Source organism: Methylobacterium sp. J-059 (assembly GCF_022829485.1).
In the GTDB taxonomy this organism is placed as follows: domain Bacteria; phylum Pseudomonadota; class Alphaproteobacteria; order Rhizobiales; family Beijerinckiaceae; genus Methylobacterium.
In genome coordinates, this window is sequence record NZ_JAKSYA010000150.1 from 14,558 (window position 1) to 33,116 (window position 18,559).

The following is an 18,559-nucleotide window of genomic DNA, read 5'->3' on the forward strand; positions in this document are numbered from 1 at the left end:
CTGCCCGTGTGAACAGAAATCCAGCGCGATCGGCCCGGTCGGTCGCGCTGTCGCCACCATCCTGCGGTTCTACAGCCGCACACCGATCACGCGACGATCATCCTCGCGCGGGACCGGCACCACCGCCCCTGAATCCGACGTGCGAGGCAACGACGCGATGATCGATCGCAGCGATCCGCAATGGTACCGTGACGCCATCATCTACCAGATCCACGTCAAGTCGTTCTTCGACTCGAACAACGACGGGATCGGGGATTTCGAGGGCCTTACCCAGCGGCTGGATTATGTCCGAGACCTCGGCGTCACCGCCATCTGGCTGATGCCGTTCTATCCGTCCCCGCTGCGCGACGACGGCTACGACATCGCCGACTACGAGGAGGTCAACCCGTCCTACGGGACGATGGCCGACTTCCGGCGCTTCGTAGACGCCGCGCACGAGCGCGGCCTGCGGGTGATCACCGAGCTGGTCATCAACCACACCTCGGACCAGCATCCGTGGTTCCAGCGCGCCCGCGAGGCGCCGGCCGGATCGCCCGAGCGCGACTTCTACGTGTGGTCGGACACCGACACGCCGTATTCGGACACGCGGATCATCTTCCTCGACACCGAGACCTCGAACTGGACCTGGGACCCGGTCGCCAAGCAGTATTTCTGGCACCGCTTCTACAGCCACCAGCCCGACCTGAACTTCGACAACCCGAAGGTGCTGGAAGCGGTCATCGAGACGATGCGCTACTGGCTCGACATGGGCGTCGACGGCCTGCGCCTCGACGCGATCCCGTACCTGATCGAGCGCGACGGCACGAACTGCGAGAACCTGCCCGAGACCCACACGGTCATCAAGGCGATCCGCGCGGCGCTGGATGCGAGCTATCCCGACCGGATGCTGCTGGCGGAAGCCAACCAGTGGCCGGAGGAGACCGCGCAGTATTTCGGCGACGGCGACGAATGCCACATGGCGTTCCACTTCCCGCTGATGCCGCGCATGTACATGGCGATCGCCCGCGAGGACCGGCACCCGATCACCGACATCATGCGCCAGACGCCCGAGATCCCGGAAGGGTGCCAGTGGGCGATCTTCCTGCGCAACCACGACGAGCTGACGCTCGAGATGGTGACAGCGGAGGAGCGCGACTACCTGTGGTCGTTCTACGCCGCGGAGCGCCGCGCCCGCATCAACCTCGGCATCCGCCGCCGTCTCGCGCCGCTGCTCGAGAACGACCGGCGCAAGATCGAGCTGATGAAGTCCCTCGTCCTGTCGATGCCCGGCACGCCGGTGCTGTACTACGGCGACGAGATCGGCATGGGCGACAACATCTACCTCGGCGATCGCGACGGCGTGCGCACGCCGATGCAATGGTCGCCCGATCGCAACGGCGGCTTCTCGCGGGCCAACCCGCAGCGGTTGTTCCTGCCGGCGATCCAGGACCCGATCTACGGCTTCGACGCCCTCAACGTCGAGGCGCAGACGCAGTCGCAGACCAGCCTGCTCAACTGGACGCGGCGGATGATCGCCATTCGCAACAACAGCACCGCGTTGGGCCGCGGCTCGATGCAGTTCCTGTATCCGTCGAACCGCAAGGTGCTCGCCTGGATCCGCGAGTTCGAGGGCGAGCGCGTGCTCTGCGTCGCCAACCTGTCGCGCGCGCCGCAGGCGGTGCAGCTCGACCTGTCCGAGCTGCGCAGCGCCGTGCCGATCGAGCTCACCGGCGGAACCGAGTTCCCGCCGATCGGCGAGCTGCCCTACCTGCTCACCCTGCCATCCTACGGCTTCTACTGGTTCTCGCTGTCGTCGGCGAACACCGGCACGATCGGGCCGATGAAGGAGGCGCCCGAGCTGTTCACGCTGGTGCTCACCGGCGGCATCGAGAGCCTGATGGCCGGTCGCGAGCGCCTCGCTTTCGAGCGCACGGTGATCCCGCCCTTCATCGCCAGCCGGCGCTGGTTCGGTGCCAAGGGCTCGCGGATCAAGAGCGTGCAGGTGGTCGACTGCGCGACCGTGAAGGAGGCCGGCGGCGAAGCCCGCTTCCTGCTGCCGCGCCTCGACGTCCAGCTCTCCAACGGCGAGCGCCAGCAATACTTCGTCCCCGTCGGCGTCGACGAGGGGCGCGAGGACGAGACGCTGCTCGAATTCGCCGTGGCGCGCGTGCGCCGCGGCCCGCGCACCGGCCTGCTCTACGGCGCGGCGGCCTCGCCGGACTTCGCGATCTGCCTCGCCGAGGGGATGCGCGACGGCCGCGAGATCCCGACCGAGGGCGGCAAGCTCGTGTTCTCCTCGACCTCGGCCTTCGACCATAGCGTGCCGTTCGAGGCGAGCGACGTCCGCCGGCTCTCGGCGGAGCAGAGCAACACCTCGATCGCCATCGGCGCGAAGATGATGCTCAAGCTGCTGCGCCGCCTGCAGCCGGGCACGCACCCGGAAGTCGAGGTCGGGCGCTTCCTCACCGAGGAGGCCAAGTTCCCGAACACGCCGGCGCTGCTCGGCACCCTCGAGCACGTCGCCGAGGACGGCACGCGCACGGCGCTCGCCGTGCTGCAGAGCTTCGTCCTGAACCAGGGCGACGCCTGGACGGTGATGCTCGAAGGCCTGCGCCGCGATTTCGAGACCGTGGTGCTGGCCCCCGAGAGCGAGGCGCCGACGCCGGCGGAGGCGTTCCACGATCACCTGCGCTGGGCCGACCTGCTCGGACGGCGGACCGCCGAGATGCACAACGCCTTCGCGATCGAGACCGGCGACGCGGCCTTCGCGGCCGAGCCCTTCACCGCCGACGACCTGGCGGTGCTCGGCGCCGATGCCCGTCACCAGGCCGATCGGGCCTTCCGCGGCCTGAAGGCGATCGCGGAGCGCGGGCTCGATGCAGGCCGCCCGTCGAGCGTCGCGCTCGCCGGGCGTCGCGCCGAGGTCGATGCCCTGATCGCGTCGCTGACCCGCGACCCGCCGAAGGGCGCGTTCAAGACGCGGATCCACGGCGACTACCATCTCGGGCAGGTACTGGTGTCGAGCGGCGACCTGGTGCTGGTCGACTTCGAGGGCGAGCCCTCGCGTCCGGCCGACGAGCGCCGGGCGAAGTCGACGCCGCTGCGCGACGTGGCGGGCATGCTGCGCTCGTTCGCCTACGGCGCCGAGACGGTGACCCGCGAGATCGCCGGCCGCTTCGCGGATTCGGAGGATCGGGCGCGCACCGCCGCCTTCGCGTGGCGTGGCATGATCGATGCGGCGTTCCTGAAGGGCTACGAAACCGCGGTCTCGGAAAGCCGCGCCGCCGTGACCGACCCCGAGACGCATGGCCGGCTGCTTCGCCTCTGCCTGCTGACCAAGGCGCTCTACGAGGTCGATTACGAGGCCAACAACCGCCCCGACTGGATCGAAATCCCCGCCCGTGGGGTTCTGACCATTCTGGAGGACGCCAAGGCGTCCTGATCCCATGCGCGTGCCGACGGGGCAAGAACGGCTTCGTCGGCGCGCGCGGAGACTGACCGGCCTGAAGCCGTCCGACCTTCTCGGACGCCGCTTCGGTCACCCGAGAGAGGCACCTGAATGACGGCCATCGACCAGACCTTCGCGACCCGCACCGATCCGTCGGACACGAACCCGGTCTCGAATGTCGCCCCGTCCGGCTCCGCGCAGGCGGGCACGACGCACAGCGTGCATCCCGATGCGATCGCGGCGGTGATGGCGGCCAACCACGGCGACGCGTTCAGCGTGCTCGGCCCGCATCAGGTCGGGCCCGGAGCCTGGGAGGTCCGAGCCGTGCTGCCGGAGGCGAAGTCCGCCGCGCTCATCGTTGGCGGCGAGGCGGTGCCGTTCGAGCGGCGCCACCCGGACGGGTTCTGGGTCGCCAAGGTCGAGAGCCAGGGCCGGCCGCTCTACGAGATCGAGGTCGAGACCTGGGACGGGGCCAAGCGCCGCCGTCACGACCCCTACGGCTTCGGCTCGTCGCTGGAGCAGCACGACGTCGACACCCTGCGCGAGGTCGGGACCAACCTCGTCTACAAGATCCTCGGCGCGCAGCTCGGCTGCCTCGATGGCATCGACGGCTTCCGCTTCGCGGTGTGGGCGCCGAATGCCCGGCGCGTCAGTGTCGTCGGCGACTTCAACGAGTGGGACGGCCGCCGCCATCCGATGCGCCTTTGGCAGAACGGCGGCCTGTGGGAGCTGTTCGTGCCCGGCCTCAAGGCCGGTCAGCACTACAAGTTCGAGATCCGCGGCCCGGACGGCGCGCTGCTGCCGCTGAAGGCCGACCCGGTCGCCTTCGCCGCGCAGCACCCGCCGGAGACGGCCTCCGTGCTGCAGGGCACCAGCGAGCCCGCCTGGCACGACAAGCAGTGGATGGCGACCCGCGGCGACAAGGACCCGCGCCACGCCCCGATCTCGATCTACGAGGTGCATCTCGGCTCGTGGGCGCGCGTGCCCGACGAGGGCAACCGCTACCTGACCTACAAGGAGATGGGCGAGCGCCTGATCCCGTACGTCAAGGAGATGGGCTTCACCCATATCGAGATGCTGCCGATCACTGAGTTCCCGTTCGACGGCTCCTGGGGCTACCAGCCGGTCTCCCTGTTCGCGCCGACGAGCCGGCACGGCACGCCCGACGACTTCGCGGCCCTCGTGAACGCGGCGCACGAGGCCGGCATCGGCGTGATGCTCGACTGGGTGCCCGGCCACTTCCCGCTCGACGCGCACGGCCTCGGCCAGTTCGACGGCACGCACCTCTACGAGCATGCCGACCCGCGCCAGGGCTTCCACCAGGATTGGGGCACGTACATCTACAATTTCGGCCGGGCCGAGGTCGCGACGTTCCTCGCCGCCAATGCCCGGTTCTGGCTCGAGCACTACCACCTCGATGGCCTGCGCGTGGATGCCGTCGCCTCGATGCTTTACCTCGACTACTCGCGCCGCCAGGGCGAGTGGATCCCGAACCAGTACGGCGGCAACGAGAACCTCGACGCGATCAACTTCCTGCGGAAGACCAACGAGGCGACCTACGCGCACGCCCCCGGCACGATCACGGTCGCCGAGGAATCCACCTCCTGGCCCGGCGTCTCGCACCCGACCTACACCGGCGGGCTCGGCTTCGGCTTCAAGTGGAACATGGGGTGGATGCACGACACCCTGAACTTCGTCTCGACGGACCCGATCCACCGCCGCTACCACCACCACGACCTGACCTTCGGGCTGCTCTACGCCTTCTCCGAGAACTTCATCCTGCCGCTGTCCCACGACGAGGTGGTGCACGGGAAAGGCTCCCTGCTCGGCAAGATGCCCGGCGACCGCTGGCAGAAGTTCGCCAACCTGCGCGCTTATTTCGGGTTCATGTGGGGGCATCCCGGCAAGAAGCTGCTCTTCATGGGCGGCGAGTTCGGCCAGGAGCGCGAGTGGAACCACAACCAGTCGCTCGACTGGCACCTGCTCGACGACCCCGCCCATGCCGGCGTCAAGGACGTGATCCGCGACCTGAACCGGCTCTACGTCTCGACGCCGGCACTGCACAGCCGCGACACCGAGGCGGCGGGCTTCCAGTGGCTGGTGGCCGACGACCAGGACAACAGCGTGATCGCCTGGGCCCGAAAGGGCCGCGAGGCCGGCGAGATCGCCATCGTCGTCTCGAACTTCACGCCCGTGCCGCGCGAGAACTACCGCATCGGCGTCCCGACGGGCGGCTTCTATCGCGAGGCGTTCAACTCGGATGCCGGCATCTACGGCGGCTCGAACATGGGCAACATGGGCGGCCGCGAGGCCGACGCGGCGGAGAGCCACGGCCAGGGTCATTCCCTGAGCCTGACCCTCCCGCCGCTCTCGACCATGATCTTCGTTCGCGAAGGCTGAGGGCATCGCTGAGACGGCGGTACCGAAGGGGTCCCGCCGCCCGCGACGCGCGACGAGGGGAGGTCGCCTTGCTCGAATCGGTGCGGACGTCGTCGGTCGCTCTGCCGAGCATCCGCCTGCACGTCGCGGAAGCCGGTCCGGCGGACGGGCTTCCCACGATCGTCCTGCACGGCTTCCCCGAGTTCTGGTACGGCTGGCGCCGTCAGATCGGCCCCTTGACGGAGGCGGGCCTGCGCCTCGTCCTGCCCGACCAGCGCGGGTACAATTGCAGCGACAAGCCCGAGGGTCTCGCCGCCTATCATCTCGACCGGCTCGCCGCCGACGTGATCGAGCTGGCCAACCATTACGGCTTCGCGGCGTTCCGGCTCGTCGGCCACGATTGGGGCGGCCTCGTCGCGTGGTGGACGGCCTCGTTCCATCCCGAGCGGATCGTGCGGCTGGCGATCCTCAACGCGCCGCATCCGGCGGTCTTCGGCCCCTACGTCCGGCGGCATCCGACGCAGATGCTGCGCAGCCTCTATGTCGGCTTCTTTCAGATCCCGCGCCTGCCCGAAACGCGCCTGACCGCGAACGACGGTGCGGTGCTACGCCAGGCGCTGGCGAAGACCGGGCGGAAGGGCAGCTTCACCGCGGCGGACCTGGATCGCTACGCCGAGGCCTGGGCCAGGCCCGGAGCGATGACGGCGATGCTGAACTGGTACCGGGCGCTACGCCTTCCGCGGCCCGGCACCGCGCCGCGGATCACGATGCCGACCCTGATCCTGTGGGGGCGGCGCGATCACGCGCTCGAATCCGGCCTCGCCGAGGCGAGCCTCGCGCTCTGCGATGCGGGCCGCATCGCATGGTTTCCCGAGGCGACCCACTGGGTCCAGCACGACGCGGCGGAGGCGGTGAACGCGTCGCTGATCGCCTTTCTGGCCGACGGGAAGATCGAAACATGAGGAAGCCCGCGGATCCTTCGATCCGCGGGCTTCCACGCGCTTGCGAAACGTCGCGAGGCTGAGGTTCAGCGCTTGAACTTGCCGTCGTATTTGAACTCGGGCGCCGCCTTGAGCTGGTCCTTGGTGGCGCCGATGATCGCCTTCCACTTCTTCGCGCCCTCGTCGTAGCCGAGCGCCACCGAAGACGGCTCGACCGAGACGTAGCGCTCGCCCATGCCGAGGAAGCCGCCGACCGAGAGGATGTAGCTGCTGAGCTTGCCGTTCTCGATCGCGAGATCCTTGATCTCGCCGACGTTGTTGTTCGAGCCGTCCATCACGTTCAAGCCGATCAGGTTGTAGCTCAGCACCGCGTCCTGTGGGACCGGGACGAACTTCGCGGCCGTGGTCGGGGTGGTCTGCTTCTCGGCGGCGAACGCCGTGCCGGAAACGGTGAGGGCAACCATGGATGCCAGGATCAGACGACGCATTGCTATCTCCACAACCCGAATGGGGTGGCTAGGAATGCTGCGCGGCCGCGATCGTTCCGTCACCGATTCGTGGGTGATCGCGCCTGTTCCGATGTCCCGAAGCCGAACGGAAAAAGCCCGCGGATCGCTGGGATCCGCGGGCTGGGCAGTCGGGCCGAGCAGCCCTTCAGGCCGCTTGCTTGCGCTTCTCCGGCGCCGCCTTCTCCAGGGCCGCCTTCTCGGGCTTCGCCTCGGTCCGCGTCTTCGAGGCTATCAGCGGCAGCTCGATGTCGAGCCCGAGCGTCGAGACGCCCTCGCCGCGTTCGAGCGTGATCTTGACCTTGTCGCGCTCGACCGAGACGTGCTTGGCGATGACCGCCAGGATCTCCTCGCGCAGCGTGATCACGAGGTCGGGCTGGCCGGTCTCGGAGCGCTCGTGGGCGAGGATCAGTTGCAGGCGCTCGCGGGCGACGGAGCCGGATGCGCGCTTGTTGAAGAGACCGAGGAGGGTCATGCGGCCCTCCGCAGGAACAGCTTGTCGAGGAAGGACTTGCGGTCCGTCGGCATGGTCATCGGCAGCTCTTCGCCCTTGAGCCGGCGCACCGCGTCGGAATAGGCACGGGCCGGCGCGCAGTGCGGGTTGTTCAGCGTCACCGGGCAGCCGACGTTCGAGGCGCGCAGCACTTCCTGGCTCTCGGGGATGATCGCCAGGAGCGGGATCGAGAGGATCTCGAGCACGTCCTCGACCTTGAGCATGTCGCCGCGGTCGGCCCGGGCGGGGTCGTAGCGGGTCAGGATCAGGTGCTTGTCCATGTTCTCGCCGCGCTCGGCCTTGATCGTCTTGGAGTCGAGCAGGCCGATGATGCGGTCGGAGTCGCGCACCGACGAGACTTCCGGGTTGGTCACCACCACCGCGACGTCGGCGTGGCGCATGGCAAGCTGGGCGCCCCGCTCGATGCCGGCGGGCGAATCGCAGATCACCCAGTCGAACTTCTCGCGAAGCTCTTCCATGACGCGGGCGACGCCCTCGTCGGTGAGCGCGTCCTTGTCGCGGGTCTGCGAGGCCGGCAGCAGGTGCAGGGTCTCGAGCCGCTTGTCGCGGATCACCGCCTGGTTGAGCTTGGCATCGCCGTTGACCACGTTGATGAGGTCGTAGACGACCCGGCGCTCGGCACCCATGACGAGGTCGAGGTTGCGCAGGCCGACGTCGAAATCGACGACGCAGACGCTCTGCCCGCCCTGCGCGATCGCGGCACCGAGTGCCGCCGTTGTCGTCGTCTTGCCGACGCCGCCCTTGCCCGATGTGACGACCAAAACCTTTGCCACGCGTGTCGCTCCTTGATCTGCGGTGATCGGATCGAGTTCTGAAAGTTCGAAAGTCATTCCAGGCCGGCCATGCGGATCGCGCCGCCGTCGAGCCAGATCTGTACGGGTTTGCCCTGCAGCTGCGTGCCGATGTCCTCGGCCGTGCGGACGAGGCGATCGATCCCGAGCAGCTCGGGCTGGAACTTGCGGCAGTAGATGCGGGCCCGCGGGTTGCGGGCGGCGCCCGCGATCGCCCGGCCGCGCAGCGCGCCGTAGATGTGGATGGAGCCGCCCGCGAGGATCTCCGCCCCGGACGAGACCGAGCCCATCACCGTGACGTCCCCGGTGGGATGCACCACCGTCTGCCCGGAGCGGACCGAGCCCTCGATGGTGATCGAGGTGGAGACCGGCTCGTCCGGCACCTTCGGCAGATCCAGATTGGTCGCCGGACGCCCGCCGACGAGCAGCGGCGGCAGGCCGGGTGCGATCGTCTCCACGCCCTCAAAGCCGAGGATGCGGACGCGTCGTCCGACGAGGTCGGCCACCAGCGCCTGCAGCGCGTCGTGGTCCGGGCGCAGGGCGCCGAGATCGAGGATGATCGCGCGCCCGTCGAACAGGGTCGGCGAGCGCTTGAGCGCCGCGTCGAGGTCCGCCAGCCAGTCGGCGAGCGGCGGCTCGGGCTTCAGCGCCATCGCCTTGAACGCACGCCCTCGGAAGGCGAGGGCGCGTCGGGCGGCGGGCTTCGCCGGGGCGGCAGGTTTTGCCGGGTCCGAGGCGGCCGTAGCCGGCTCGGGCGCGGACGATTCGGTGCCGGCGGGCGCAGCAACCGTCTCCAGGGAAACGGCTTTCTCGGGCTGTGCCGGAACGGGACGGTCGGGGTCCGGAAAGATCTGTGTTTTCACGGGTCAACGATTCCTTACCGGATCATTGACGGCGGATATGGTTACCGAACGGTTAAGGATGAGGATCCTGTCGCAATCTCATGCCCGGATCCTGTGACGTCGGCTCAGCCGCGCTCCAGCAGCGCCAGGCGGATCGCGTCCTCGACGAGCCGCACCTCGACGCCCTGGCCGGTGAAGCTCGGATCGAGGTCGTCGGCGGCCTTGTACAGGCCGTCGATCGCGATCAGCTCGGGCTCGAACTTGCGGCACCAGATCCGCGCGTTCGGGTTGCCGGCGGCACCGGCGATCGCACGGCCGCGCAGGGCGCCGTAGACGTGGATCGAGCCGCCGGCGATCACCTCGGCGCCCGAGGCGACGGCGCCCATCACCGTCACGTCGCCTTCGAGATGCAGGACCGCCTGGCCCGAGCGCACCGGTGCGTCGAGGATCAGCGAGACGGCCGAAGCCTGCGCGGGCGGCGCCGGCACGGCCGCCTCGGGGGAGGGGGCTTCGGCCTCGGGGATCTCGATCTCCCCGGTCGGCCGCCCTCCCGCCAGCGCCGGCGGCAGGCCCGGCCCGAGCAGCGCGGGCGCCGCGCCCTCGATCCCGTAGATCGCGATGGCGCGCGCCGAGAGCTCGGCCACCAGACCGGTCAGGTCGTCGCGATCGAGCGTGAGCCCGGTGAGATCGAGGATCACCGGGCGCCCGGCGAAGAACGCGGGTGCGCGCTGGCGCAGGGCGTCGAGATCGGCGAGCCAATCCTCGATCGGGGGCAGCGGCGCGAGCACGGTCGCCATGAACGAGCGGCCGCGGAAGCGGATCGGCGGACGGGGCGCATCGGGCTTGGGCTGGGTCACGGGGGTCGGCATCTCGCGTGTCGGGCCTGGACCCTGCCTGCATGCGGCGTGCGCGCCCGCGGAGCAATCCTTGCCGGGCGCTTGCCCACGCCCCTTGTCGCCCGCCGATGGTCGCGCACGTTCGAGACGCACCCCGCAATCCCGTCGTCGACGGCAGCTAAACCGTTGGGCGAGAACTGGAATGGTTCTGAAACATAGCGGTTGCGCGGCCGCAGGGCGCCTTGCTACCCCCGGCACGGAACGCCGCCCTTCGAGGGCGTGAAGCCCCGTGGAGTCGGCCCGATGGCACCGCAGAAGGACGCACGCCGCCGTCCGGCCTACCGCCTCGCGGTCGTGGGGCGGATCGTGCTCGCGGTCGCCGGCGGCTACGCGGTCGCGGCGCTGCTGACCGCCCTGCTGGCGTTGACGCTGCCGCTCGTCCGTTCCGAGGCGGTCGCGACGGCGACCCTCCTGAGCTTCGCGGTGATGGTCGCCGTGGTGATCTACGTCTTCGCCGCGCCGACGCTCGGCCGTGCCGCCCTGACGGTCGCCGGGCTCGCAGCCGTCCTCGGCGGCGGGCTCTGGCTCGCCGGCGGCTTCGCCGCGGTCGGTGCTGCATGAGGCAGGGTTTTCGCCAATCGATGGCGTGGCTGCACGCCTGGTCCGGCCTCGTCGTCGGCTGGGTGCTGTTTTGCGTCTTCGTCACCGGTACCGCGAGCTACTACCGGACCGAGATCTCGCAGTGGATGCGGCCGGAGCTCGCCGAGACCGCGAGCGACCCGGCCCGCTCCGCCGACCTCGCCGCCGCCTACCTGCAGAGGGCGATGCCCGACGCCACCGGCTGGTACATCGAGCTGCCGAAGCCCGAGAAGCCGCTGATCGGCGTGATGTGGTGGAAGAGCCTGGAAGGCCCGTTCCATCAGGCCCTGCTCGATCCCGCCACCGGGACGCCGACCAAGGCCCGCGACACCCGCGGCGGCGACTTCCTCTACCGCTTCCATTTCGAGCTCGGCATGCCGCCGCTTTGGGGCCGCTGGATCGTCGGCACCTGCGCGCTGGTGATGCTGGTGGCGCTAGTCTCGGGCATCGTCACCCACCGCAGGATCTTCGCCGACTTCTTCACCTTCCGGCGTCGTCGCTCGCAGCGCGGCTGGCTCGATGCGCATAACGTGTTCGGCGTGCTCGCGCTGCCGTTCCACCTGATGATCACCTATTCCGGCCTCGTCACCCTCGCGCCGATGTACATGCCGTGGGGCGTCGTCTCCGCCTACAAGGGCGACGAGATGCGCTTCTACGTCGACAGCGGGCTGATGCCGGAGCTGCGCGCCCCGTCCGGGAAGCCCGGCACCTTGGCGCTGCTCTCCGGCATGGTCGCGCAGGGCATCGCCGCCAGGGGCGAGGCGCCGGAAGGGGTCTCCGTCTTCAACCCCGCCGACGCGACGCCCTCCGTGCTTGCGGTCTTCGAGGAGCCGCACGGGCTTGCCCACGAGCATCCGCAGATCGCGTTCGACGGCGCGACCGGGGCGATGCTCGGCAGCAACGGCGCGACCCGCGCCGCGGCCAAGACCTCGACCGTCATGCTCGGGCTGCACGAGGGGCACTTCGCCGGCGCGGCCCTGCGCGTGCTGTTCTTCCTGTGCGGGGTGATGGGCGCCGCCACCGTCGCCACCGGGCTCGTGCTGTGGGCCGTGGCGCGGGCGCCGCAGGGGGCGGAGGCGGAAGGCTTCGGCCTGCGGCTGGTGCGGACGCTCAACGTCGGGACCATCGTCGGCTTGCCCGCCGGAATTGCCGCCTACTTCCTGGCCAACCGCCTGCTGCCGCTCGACCTTGCCGCCCGCGCGGATTGGGAGGTCGGAACGTTCTTCGGCGCCTGGGCGCTGGTGGCGGTCGCCGGCGCCCTCCGCCCGGCCGGATCGGTCTGGCGCGAAGGCCTCGGGCTGGTCGGAGGCCTGTTCCTGGCGGTGCCGGTCGTCGGCGCGCTCACCACCGGCCTGCATCCGCTCGCCGGCGAGACGCGCTTCCTCGGCTTCGACGCCGCGATGATCGCCCTCGGCATCCTCCTCGGGCTCGCCGCGCGGAAGGCGGGGCAGGCGCGGCTCCGGCCGGCGCTCCGGGCGGACGCCGGCATCACGGGCGGGGAGGCCCTGCGCGCGTGACCGCCATCGTCGTCGGCCTCAACCTCGCCCTGTGCTTCGCCGGACTGTCGGCGCTGGCGCTCAGCCTCGACCGTCACCATCGCGACGCCTTCCTGGTGCGTCCCGGCGCGGCCCGCGCCCGGACCCTGCGCATCGCCGGCTGGGCCGGCATCGGCCTCTCCTTCGTGGCGGCGGTGGCGCTGGAAGGCTGGAACTTCGGTCCGGTGCAATGGATCGGCGCCCTGACCGGCGCGGCGCTGCTCGTGGTCGCCTTCCTGTCCTACCGCCCGGGCTGGCTCCGCCCGGCGGCGTTGCTGGCGCTACCGATCGCGCTCGTGGCGCTGCCGCTCGCCCTGAACGGTTGAGCAGGGCTCGCGATCACCGCAGAACCGCTGCCCCCTTGCCGCCGAGGCCGACTCCTTATATTGCGGCGCAATAGCTCGAACCCGTTCTCGACCCGGCGTGGCCGACTGCAATCGCGGTCCGTCCCGTGGCGGGTTCTACTCGCTTCGGAAACACCATGAAGCTGCGCAACATCGCCATCATCGCCCACGTCGACCACGGCAAGACGACGCTCGTCGACAAGCTGCTGTCGCAGTCCGGCTCCTTCCGCGACAACCAGCGGGTCGAGGAACGGGCGATGGACTCGAACGACCTCGAGAAGGAGCGCGGCATCACCATCCTGGCCAAGGCGACCTCGGTCGTCTGGAAGGATACCCGCGTCAACATCGTCGACACCCCCGGCCACGCCGACTTCGGCGGCGAGGTCGAGCGCATCCTGTCGATGGTCGACGGCGTGATCGTGCTGGTGGACGCGGCCGAAGGCCCGATGCCGCAGACCAAGTTCGTGGTCGGCAAGGCCCTCAAGATCGGCCTGCGCCCGATCGTGGCGATCAACAAGGTCGATCGTCCCGACGCCCGCATCACCGAAGTGGTGAACGAGGTGTTCGACCTGTTCGCGGCGCTCGACGCCACCGACGACCAGCTCGACTTCCCGATCCTCTACGGGTCCGGCCGCGCCGGCTGGATGGCCACGACGCCGGACGGCGATCAGAGCGAAGGGCTCGCGCCGTTGTTCGATCTCGTGCTCGAGCACGTGCCGCAGGCCCGCGTCGAGGAAGGCCCGTTCCGGATGCTCGGCACCCTGCTCGAAGCCAACCCGTTCCTCGGCCGCATCATCACCGGCCGCATCGCCTCCGGCACCGTGAAGCCGAACCAGGCGATCAAGGTGATGGACCGCGAGGGCAAGCTCGTGGAGACCGGCCGCGTCTCGAAGATCCTCGCCTTCCGCGGCCTCGAGCGGGCGCCGATCGATGTCGGCGAGGCGGGCGACATCGTTTCCATCGCCGGCCTCGTGAAGGGCACCGTCGCCGACACGTTCTGCGACCCGCAGGTCGAGACCCCGATCCAGGCCCAGCCGATCGATCCGCCGACCGTCACCATGTCCTTCATCGTCAACGATTCGCCGCTCGCCGGCACCGAGGGCGACAAGGTCACCAGCCGCATGATCCGCGACCGCCTGTTCAAGGAGGGCGAGGGCAACGTCACGCTGAAGATCGAGGAGGCCGCCGACAAGGACAGCTTCTTCGTCTCTGGTCGCGGCGAGCTGCAGCTGGCGATCCTGATCGAGACCATGCGCCGCGAGGGCTTCGAGATCGCCGTGTCGCGTCCCCGCGTCGTGCTCTCGAAGGACGAGGATGGCGGCATCCTCGAGCCGATCGAGGAGGTCGTGGTCGACGTCGACGAGGAGTACTCGGGCGTCGTCGTGCAGAAGATGTCCGAGCGCAAGGCTGAGATGATCGAGATGCGTCCGTCGGGCGGCGATCGCCTGCGCCTCGTCTTCCACGCACCGACCCGTGGCCTCATCGGCTACCAGAGCGAGCTGATGACCGACACGCGCGGCACGGCGATCATGAACCGCCTGTTCAAGGCCTACGAGCCCTTCAAGGGCGAGATCGCCGGCCGCCGCAATGGCGTGCTGATCTCGAACGACAAGGGCGAGGCCGTGGCCTACGCCATGTGGAACCTCGAGGACCGCGGCCCGATGATGATCGAGCCCGGCGCCAAGGTCTACCAGGGCATGATCATCGGCGAGCACAACCGCGAGAACGACCTCGAGGTGAACGTGCTCAAGGGCAAGAAGCTCACCAACATCCGCACCACCTCGAAGGACGAGGCCGTGCGCCTGACCCCGCCGATCCGGATGACGCTGGAGAAGTCGCTCGCCTGGATTCAGGACGACGAGCTGATGGAAGTCACCCCGAAGTCGATCCGCCTGCGCAAGACCCACCTCGATCCGAACGACCGCAAGCGCTTCGAGCGCTCGGGCGGAGCGGCGAGCAGCGCGAGCTGAGGATCGCTGGAGATCGGAATACGAAGGGCCGGGCGGCGATCACCCGGCCCTTTTTCGTTGGGTCGATATCGTGACGCTATCGAAATAGGGGCAGCCCCCTCCCCCCTCTGCGGGGGAGGGTGGCCCGCGAAGCGGGTCGGGTGAGGGGAGCGCGCTGTCCGGAGAGGTCGCTCCCCTCTCCCGACCCTCGCTCACGCGAGGCCCACCCTCCCCCGCAGAGGGGGGAGGGAAGGTGCGTCTGCCGCCCGGCAGGAGAGGCGGGCACCGTCGGCGAGCCTCACCCGCCGCCCGGGTCGGTATCCTTGTCAGTGCCGCCGCCCTTCGGCCCCATGCCCGGATGGCCCTCGGTCTTCTCGTTCGGGTCCATCACCGCATCGGGTGCGGCATTCGCGGGCTTCTTCGTGTCCGGCGTCTCGTCCGCCGGCTTGTCGTGATCGCTCATTCGCCCTCCTCGCGCTCGGCCTTGTAATGCCCGGAGGCGACGGTCTCGTCGGCCTGCGGGCCGCGCGATGCCTTCTGGTCGGAATGCCCGCCCGACGATCCGCCGGGCGTCGGCGGAGCGCGGCCGGGCTCGCCGCCCTGCTTCCAGTCGGACTTGCGCTCGGGGTCGGACTTGCCGCCCGTGCCCATGTCGGTGATCGCCGACTGCTCGGCGGTGTGGCCGCCGCCGCCGGCCGCGGGCTCGCCGCTGCTGCCGACCTGATCGTCCGGCTTGCGGGTGACGGTCTGCGAGGCCTCGTCCGTGTCGCGGGCCATCAGCGCTTGCCGTCGTCGTGGCCGACCGGCGCGGTGGCACGGTCGATCGCCTCGGAGGCGGAGGCGCCCGGCTGACCCTCGCCGCGGATCGCCCGCAGGTTCTCGGCCGGCGTCTCGGCCTCGGTCTGGTCGGTCGCGTCCTCGCTCGGCATGCCCGAGGCGATCCGGGCGGTCTCGGCGTCACCCGCCGGGTCGCCCTTCAGATCGGCCTGGGTCCGGGCCGGGCTGCCGACGTCGAGGGGCGAATCCTGCCCGAGATCCTGCCCGTTGCGATCCGCGTTCGCGGAAAACCCCTTCAGCGAGGGGCGGTCTGCGTCGTGCTCGGCCATGATGCGCCTTTCGGGCTGTCGATCCATCGTGTGGACCAACAACACCGACGGCAGGCGGCGGTTGCTTCCGACCGCCGGGCGCGATCGTCACGCGCCCCGCCCGCCACATGGCGCAACGCGGCGTCTTCGGCGTCGCGAGGGCGGCGGAACCGGTCGATCAGGCGGCCGTCTCGGGCTTGCGGGATTCCGGCGTGCCCGAGCGCATCAGCGTCACGAACCTCTCGAACAGGTAGTGGCTGTCGCGCGGGCCCGGCGAGGCTTCCGGGTGGTGCTGGACCGAGAAGGCAGGCCGGTCGGTGAGCGTCAAACCGCAATTCGAGCCGTCGAACAGCGAGACGTGGGTCTCGACCGCGGTCTCGGGCAGGCTCGCCGGATCGACGGCGAAGCCGTGGTTCATCGAGACGATCTCGACCTTGCCGGTGGTCTTGTCCTTGACCGGATGGTTCGCGCCGTGATGGCCCTGGCCCATCTTCACCGTGCGGCCGCCGAGCGCGAGCCCCATCAGCTGATGGCCGAGGCAGATGCCGAAGGTCGGCACCTTCTCGGCGAGCAGTTCGCGGATCACCGGGACGGCGTACTCGCCGGTCGCCGCCGGATCGCCGGGGCCGTTCGAGAGGAAGACGCCGTCGGGCTTCAACGCCAGGATGTCGGCCGCGCTGGTGGTGGCGGGAACGACCGTGACCGAGCAGCCGGCCTCGGCCAGCAGGCGCAGGATGTTGCGCTTCACCCCGTAATCGATCGCGACGACGCGCAGGCCCTCGCCCGGAACGCCGCGGCCGTAGCCGGCCTTCACCGTCCAGGTCGATTCGCTCCAGTCGGAGCGCTCGCGGCTGGTGACCGGGGGCACGAGGTCGAGACCTTCCATCGGCGCCAGCGCGGCGGCGCGCGCCTTCAGGGCCTCGCGGTCGAAGTTGCCCTGGGGGTCGTTGGCGATCACCGCGTTCGGCATGCCGTGGTCGCGGATGCGGGCGGTCAGCGCGCGGGTGTCGATCCCGGTGATGCCGAGGATGCCGCGGGCCTTCAACCACGCATCGAGGTGGGACGACGAGCGCCAGCTCGACGGCTGCGTCACGGCCGAGGCGATCACCGTGCCGCGTACGCCCGAGGCCGGGGCCGCGTCGAGGCTCTCGAGGTCCTCGTCGTTGGTGCCGGTGTTGCCGATATGCGGGAAGGTGAAGGTGACGATCTGCCCGGCATAGGACGGATCCGTCAGGATCTCCTGGTAGCCGGTCATCGCGGTGTTGAAGCAGACCTCGCCGTCGGCGATCCCGGTCTGGCCGATGCCGAAGCCTTCGAGGATGGTGCCGTCGGCCAGAACCAGCAGGGCGGTGGCGACGGGCTCGGCCCAGGGGGCGGGGGCGGGGCGCGCCTGAGCGGCGGCGCCGTCTTTCGGCGCGGAAGCGCTGTCTTGCAGCATCGGCGTGATCTCGCTTATGTCCGGCCTCGACCGGCGCCGTCGAGACGGCGTGAGCGGGCGGCTGATGATCGTGTGCCGCGGTCTTATCGAGCCCGCGGCGATGGGGTCAATGTGGGGCCGCGTCGAAGGCGGCTCAATCGCTGCAAACCGCAGGCCAGCCACCCGTTTCTGCACAACAAGGACAACATCGATGCTGCGCGCCCGCCTCACCACCGAGATGAAGGAGGCCATGAAGGCCGGCGAGAAGGCCAAGCTCGCCACGATCCGCATGATTCAGGCGGCGCTGAAGGACAAGGACATCGAGGCGCGCGGGCTCGGCAAGGAGCCGGCGACCGACGACGAGATCCTGGCGCTGCTGCAGAAGATGATCAAGCAGCGCGCCGAATCGGCCTCCGTCTACGAGCAGGGCGGCCGGCCGGAGCTCGCCGAGAACGAGCGCGCCGAGATCGCGATCATCGAGGGCTACCTGCCCCGGCAGATGGACGAGACCGAGACCAAGGCCGCCGTCGACGCCGCGATCGCCGAGGCGGGCGCCGCTGGCCCGAAGGACATGGGCAAGGTGATCGCCGTGCTGAAGGGCGCCTATGCCGGCCGCATGGACTTCGCGAAGGCGAGCGGGCTGGTGAAGGCGGCGCTGAACGCCAAGGCGTGAGAGGTCCGGTCAAGCACGATCGCCTTTGCCGCGTGCCTCCACGTAGGCACGCAGCACGGCATTGATGCGGCTTTGGTAACCGTCGCCGCCGCGCTTGAAGTGCTCGACGAGATCCCGGTCGAGGCGGATCGAGATCGCGACCTTGCGCGCTGGAACCACCGGCTCCCCGGCCGCCCAGTCGAGATCGAGGGGAGCTGCGTCGGGGTCCGCCGCGACACGCTCGGCGATCGCCTCATCGCTCAGCCGATCCAAGGCAGCCCAGTCGGTGCGGCCGCGGCTACGATCGTCCAGCGACGTAGGCGTGATATTGCTCTTTCTCATTTCGCCTGGCGGCACGCGCAGAGATCAGACGCCGGTTGGGCCCGCGCGGCGTGAAGACGACCACGATGACCCGTTCCCCGGCCTGACCCAGTGCGCCCCACCGCTCCTCTCCGTTTCGATCCGATCGGATCAGGATATGCGGATGCGCGAAGACTTCGAGCGCATCCATGAAGTCGATGTGGTGCTTATGCAGGTTGGCGCTACGCTTGGCCTCGTCCCACTCGTAGGCGTCCGACATCCCGGCGTGTCTCGGTGCCGCACCTCGGGAAGATCGTATATACAACGCGACGCGTCAACGGCTCGCCGGAAGCGGGACGCCTTTCGGCCGTGGGGACTCGTTAGGGCGGTTCAGGCTATGAT

Annotated in this window: 19 protein-coding genes; 8 read left to right on the top strand and 11 right to left on the bottom strand. The window is 69.6% G+C overall.

Going from position 1 to position 18,559, the window contains the following annotated elements:
• Nucleotides 1-157: 157 nt before the first annotated feature.
• The 3 genes from treS (at nt 158) to MKK55_RS21970 (ending at nt 6,768) form a co-directional block, all read left to right on the top strand.
• On the top strand, nt 158-3,421 hold the full coding sequence (gene treS, locus MKK55_RS21960) for a maltose alpha-D-glucosyltransferase (RefSeq protein ID WP_147841851.1): 3,264 nt from the start codon (nt 158-160) through the stop codon (nt 3,419-3,421).
• A gap of 117 nt (nt 3,422-3,538) precedes the next feature.
• On the top strand, nt 3,539-5,827 hold the full coding sequence (glgB, locus tag MKK55_RS21965; protein ID WP_243937637.1) for a 1,4-alpha-glucan branching protein GlgB: 2,289 nt from the start codon (nt 3,539-3,541) through the stop codon (nt 5,825-5,827).
• 68 nt (nt 5,828-5,895) lie between these two features.
• Nucleotides 5,896-6,768: an alpha/beta fold hydrolase gene (locus tag MKK55_RS21970; RefSeq protein ID WP_243937638.1), complete on the top strand. Its 873-nt coding sequence runs from the start codon at nt 5,896-5,898 to the stop codon at nt 6,766-6,768.
• 65 nt (nt 6,769-6,833) lie between these two features.
• On the opposite strand, the gene MKK55_RS21975 is transcribed toward MKK55_RS21970, so the two are convergent.
• From MKK55_RS21975 to minC (MKK55_RS21995), 5 genes are all read right to left on the bottom strand, one after another.
• Nucleotides 6,834-7,235 carry a PRC-barrel domain-containing protein gene (locus MKK55_RS21975; RefSeq protein WP_147726433.1) on the bottom strand — a complete coding sequence of 134 codons (402 nt, stop codon included), beginning with the start codon at nt 7,233-7,235 and terminating at the stop codon, nt 6,834-6,836.
• A gap of 166 nt (nt 7,236-7,401) precedes the next feature.
• A complete protein-coding gene (minE, locus tag MKK55_RS21980) occupies nt 7,402-7,728 on the bottom strand; it encodes a cell division topological specificity factor MinE (protein WP_147726434.1) in 327 nt (108 codons plus the stop codon).
• Nucleotides 7,725-8,540, bottom strand: a complete 816-nt coding sequence (gene minD, locus MKK55_RS21985; RefSeq protein WP_147726435.1) for a septum site-determining protein MinD — start codon at nt 8,538-8,540, stop codon at nt 7,725-7,727. Before minD ends, minE begins: the two co-directional genes overlap by 4 nt.
• A 53-nt stretch (nt 8,541-8,593) precedes the next feature.
• Nucleotides 8,594-9,211: a septum site-determining protein MinC gene (minC, locus tag MKK55_RS21990; protein WP_243937664.1), complete on the bottom strand. Its 618-nt coding sequence runs from the start codon at nt 9,209-9,211 to the stop codon at nt 8,594-8,596.
• Nucleotides 9,212-9,525: 314 nt separating this feature from the next.
• On the bottom strand, nt 9,526-10,269 hold the full coding sequence (minC, locus tag MKK55_RS21995) for a septum site-determining protein MinC (RefSeq protein ID WP_243937298.1): 744 nt from the start codon (nt 10,267-10,269) through the stop codon (nt 9,526-9,528).
• 270 nt (nt 10,270-10,539) lie between these two features.
• Here minC (MKK55_RS21995) and MKK55_RS22000 point away from each other — a divergent pair, with 270 nt between their 5' ends.
• The 4 genes from MKK55_RS22000 (at nt 10,540) to typA (ending at nt 14,724) form a co-directional block, all read left to right on the top strand.
• Nucleotides 10,540-10,857 (top strand): iron transporter, encoded by a 318-nt coding sequence (locus MKK55_RS22000; protein ID WP_243937639.1) that lies wholly within the window; start codon nt 10,540-10,542, stop codon nt 10,855-10,857.
• A gap of 20 nt (nt 10,858-10,877) precedes the next feature.
• Nucleotides 10,878-12,392, top strand: coding sequence for a PepSY-associated TM helix domain-containing protein (locus tag MKK55_RS22005; RefSeq protein ID WP_243937640.1), 1,515 nt, complete (start codon nt 10,878-10,880; stop codon nt 12,390-12,392).
• Nucleotides 12,389-12,736 carry a DUF3325 domain-containing protein gene (locus MKK55_RS22010; RefSeq protein ID WP_243937304.1) on the top strand — a complete coding sequence of 116 codons (348 nt, stop codon included), beginning with the start codon at nt 12,389-12,391 and terminating at the stop codon, nt 12,734-12,736. The genes MKK55_RS22005 and MKK55_RS22010 overlap by 4 nt, the downstream gene beginning before the upstream one ends.
• A gap of 155 nt (nt 12,737-12,891) precedes the next feature.
• The gene (typA, locus tag MKK55_RS22015) at nt 12,892-14,724 is read left to right on the top strand and encodes a translational GTPase TypA (protein WP_147728668.1); all 1,833 of its coding nucleotides are present in this window, start codon (nt 12,892-12,894) and stop codon (nt 14,722-14,724) included.
• A 277-nt stretch (nt 14,725-15,001) separates the two neighbouring features.
• Here the strand turns inward: typA and MKK55_RS22020 are convergent, their stop codons facing one another.
• The 4 genes from MKK55_RS22020 to carA form a co-directional block, all read right to left on the bottom strand.
• The gene (locus MKK55_RS22020; RefSeq protein WP_243937642.1) at nt 15,002-15,166 is read right to left on the bottom strand and encodes a hypothetical protein; all 165 of its coding nucleotides are present in this window, start codon (nt 15,164-15,166) and stop codon (nt 15,002-15,004) included.
• Nucleotides 15,163-15,480, bottom strand: coding sequence for a hypothetical protein (locus MKK55_RS22025; RefSeq protein WP_147728666.1), 318 nt, complete (start codon nt 15,478-15,480; stop codon nt 15,163-15,165). The genes MKK55_RS22020 and MKK55_RS22025 overlap by 4 nt, the downstream gene beginning before the upstream one ends.
• The gene (locus MKK55_RS22030) at nt 15,480-15,809 is read right to left on the bottom strand and encodes a hypothetical protein (RefSeq protein ID WP_243937644.1); all 330 of its coding nucleotides are present in this window, start codon (nt 15,807-15,809) and stop codon (nt 15,480-15,482) included. The genes MKK55_RS22025 and MKK55_RS22030 overlap by 1 nt, the downstream gene beginning before the upstream one ends.
• A 157-nt stretch (nt 15,810-15,966) precedes the next feature.
• The gene (gene carA, locus MKK55_RS22035; protein WP_147862853.1) at nt 15,967-17,226 is read right to left on the bottom strand and encodes a glutamine-hydrolyzing carbamoyl-phosphate synthase small subunit; all 1,260 of its coding nucleotides are present in this window, start codon (nt 17,224-17,226) and stop codon (nt 15,967-15,969) included.
• A gap of 190 nt (nt 17,227-17,416) precedes the next feature.
• Here carA and MKK55_RS22040 point away from each other — a divergent pair, with 190 nt between their 5' ends.
• Complete coding sequence (locus tag MKK55_RS22040; protein WP_243937646.1) at nt 17,417-17,878, top strand: GatB/YqeY domain-containing protein; 462 nt, start codon at nt 17,417-17,419, stop codon at nt 17,876-17,878.
• A gap of 9 nt (nt 17,879-17,887) precedes the next feature.
• Here MKK55_RS22040 and MKK55_RS22045 read toward each other — a convergent pair whose 3' ends face one another.
• Nucleotides 17,888-18,199 (bottom strand): BrnA antitoxin family protein, encoded by a 312-nt coding sequence (locus MKK55_RS22045; protein ID WP_243937648.1) that lies wholly within the window; start codon nt 18,197-18,199, stop codon nt 17,888-17,890.
• A complete protein-coding gene (locus tag MKK55_RS22050) occupies nt 18,156-18,437 on the bottom strand; it encodes a BrnT family toxin (RefSeq protein WP_147842137.1) in 282 nt (93 codons plus the stop codon). The genes MKK55_RS22045 and MKK55_RS22050 overlap by 44 nt, the downstream gene beginning before the upstream one ends.
• Between the last annotated feature and the right edge of the window lie 122 nt (nt 18,438-18,559).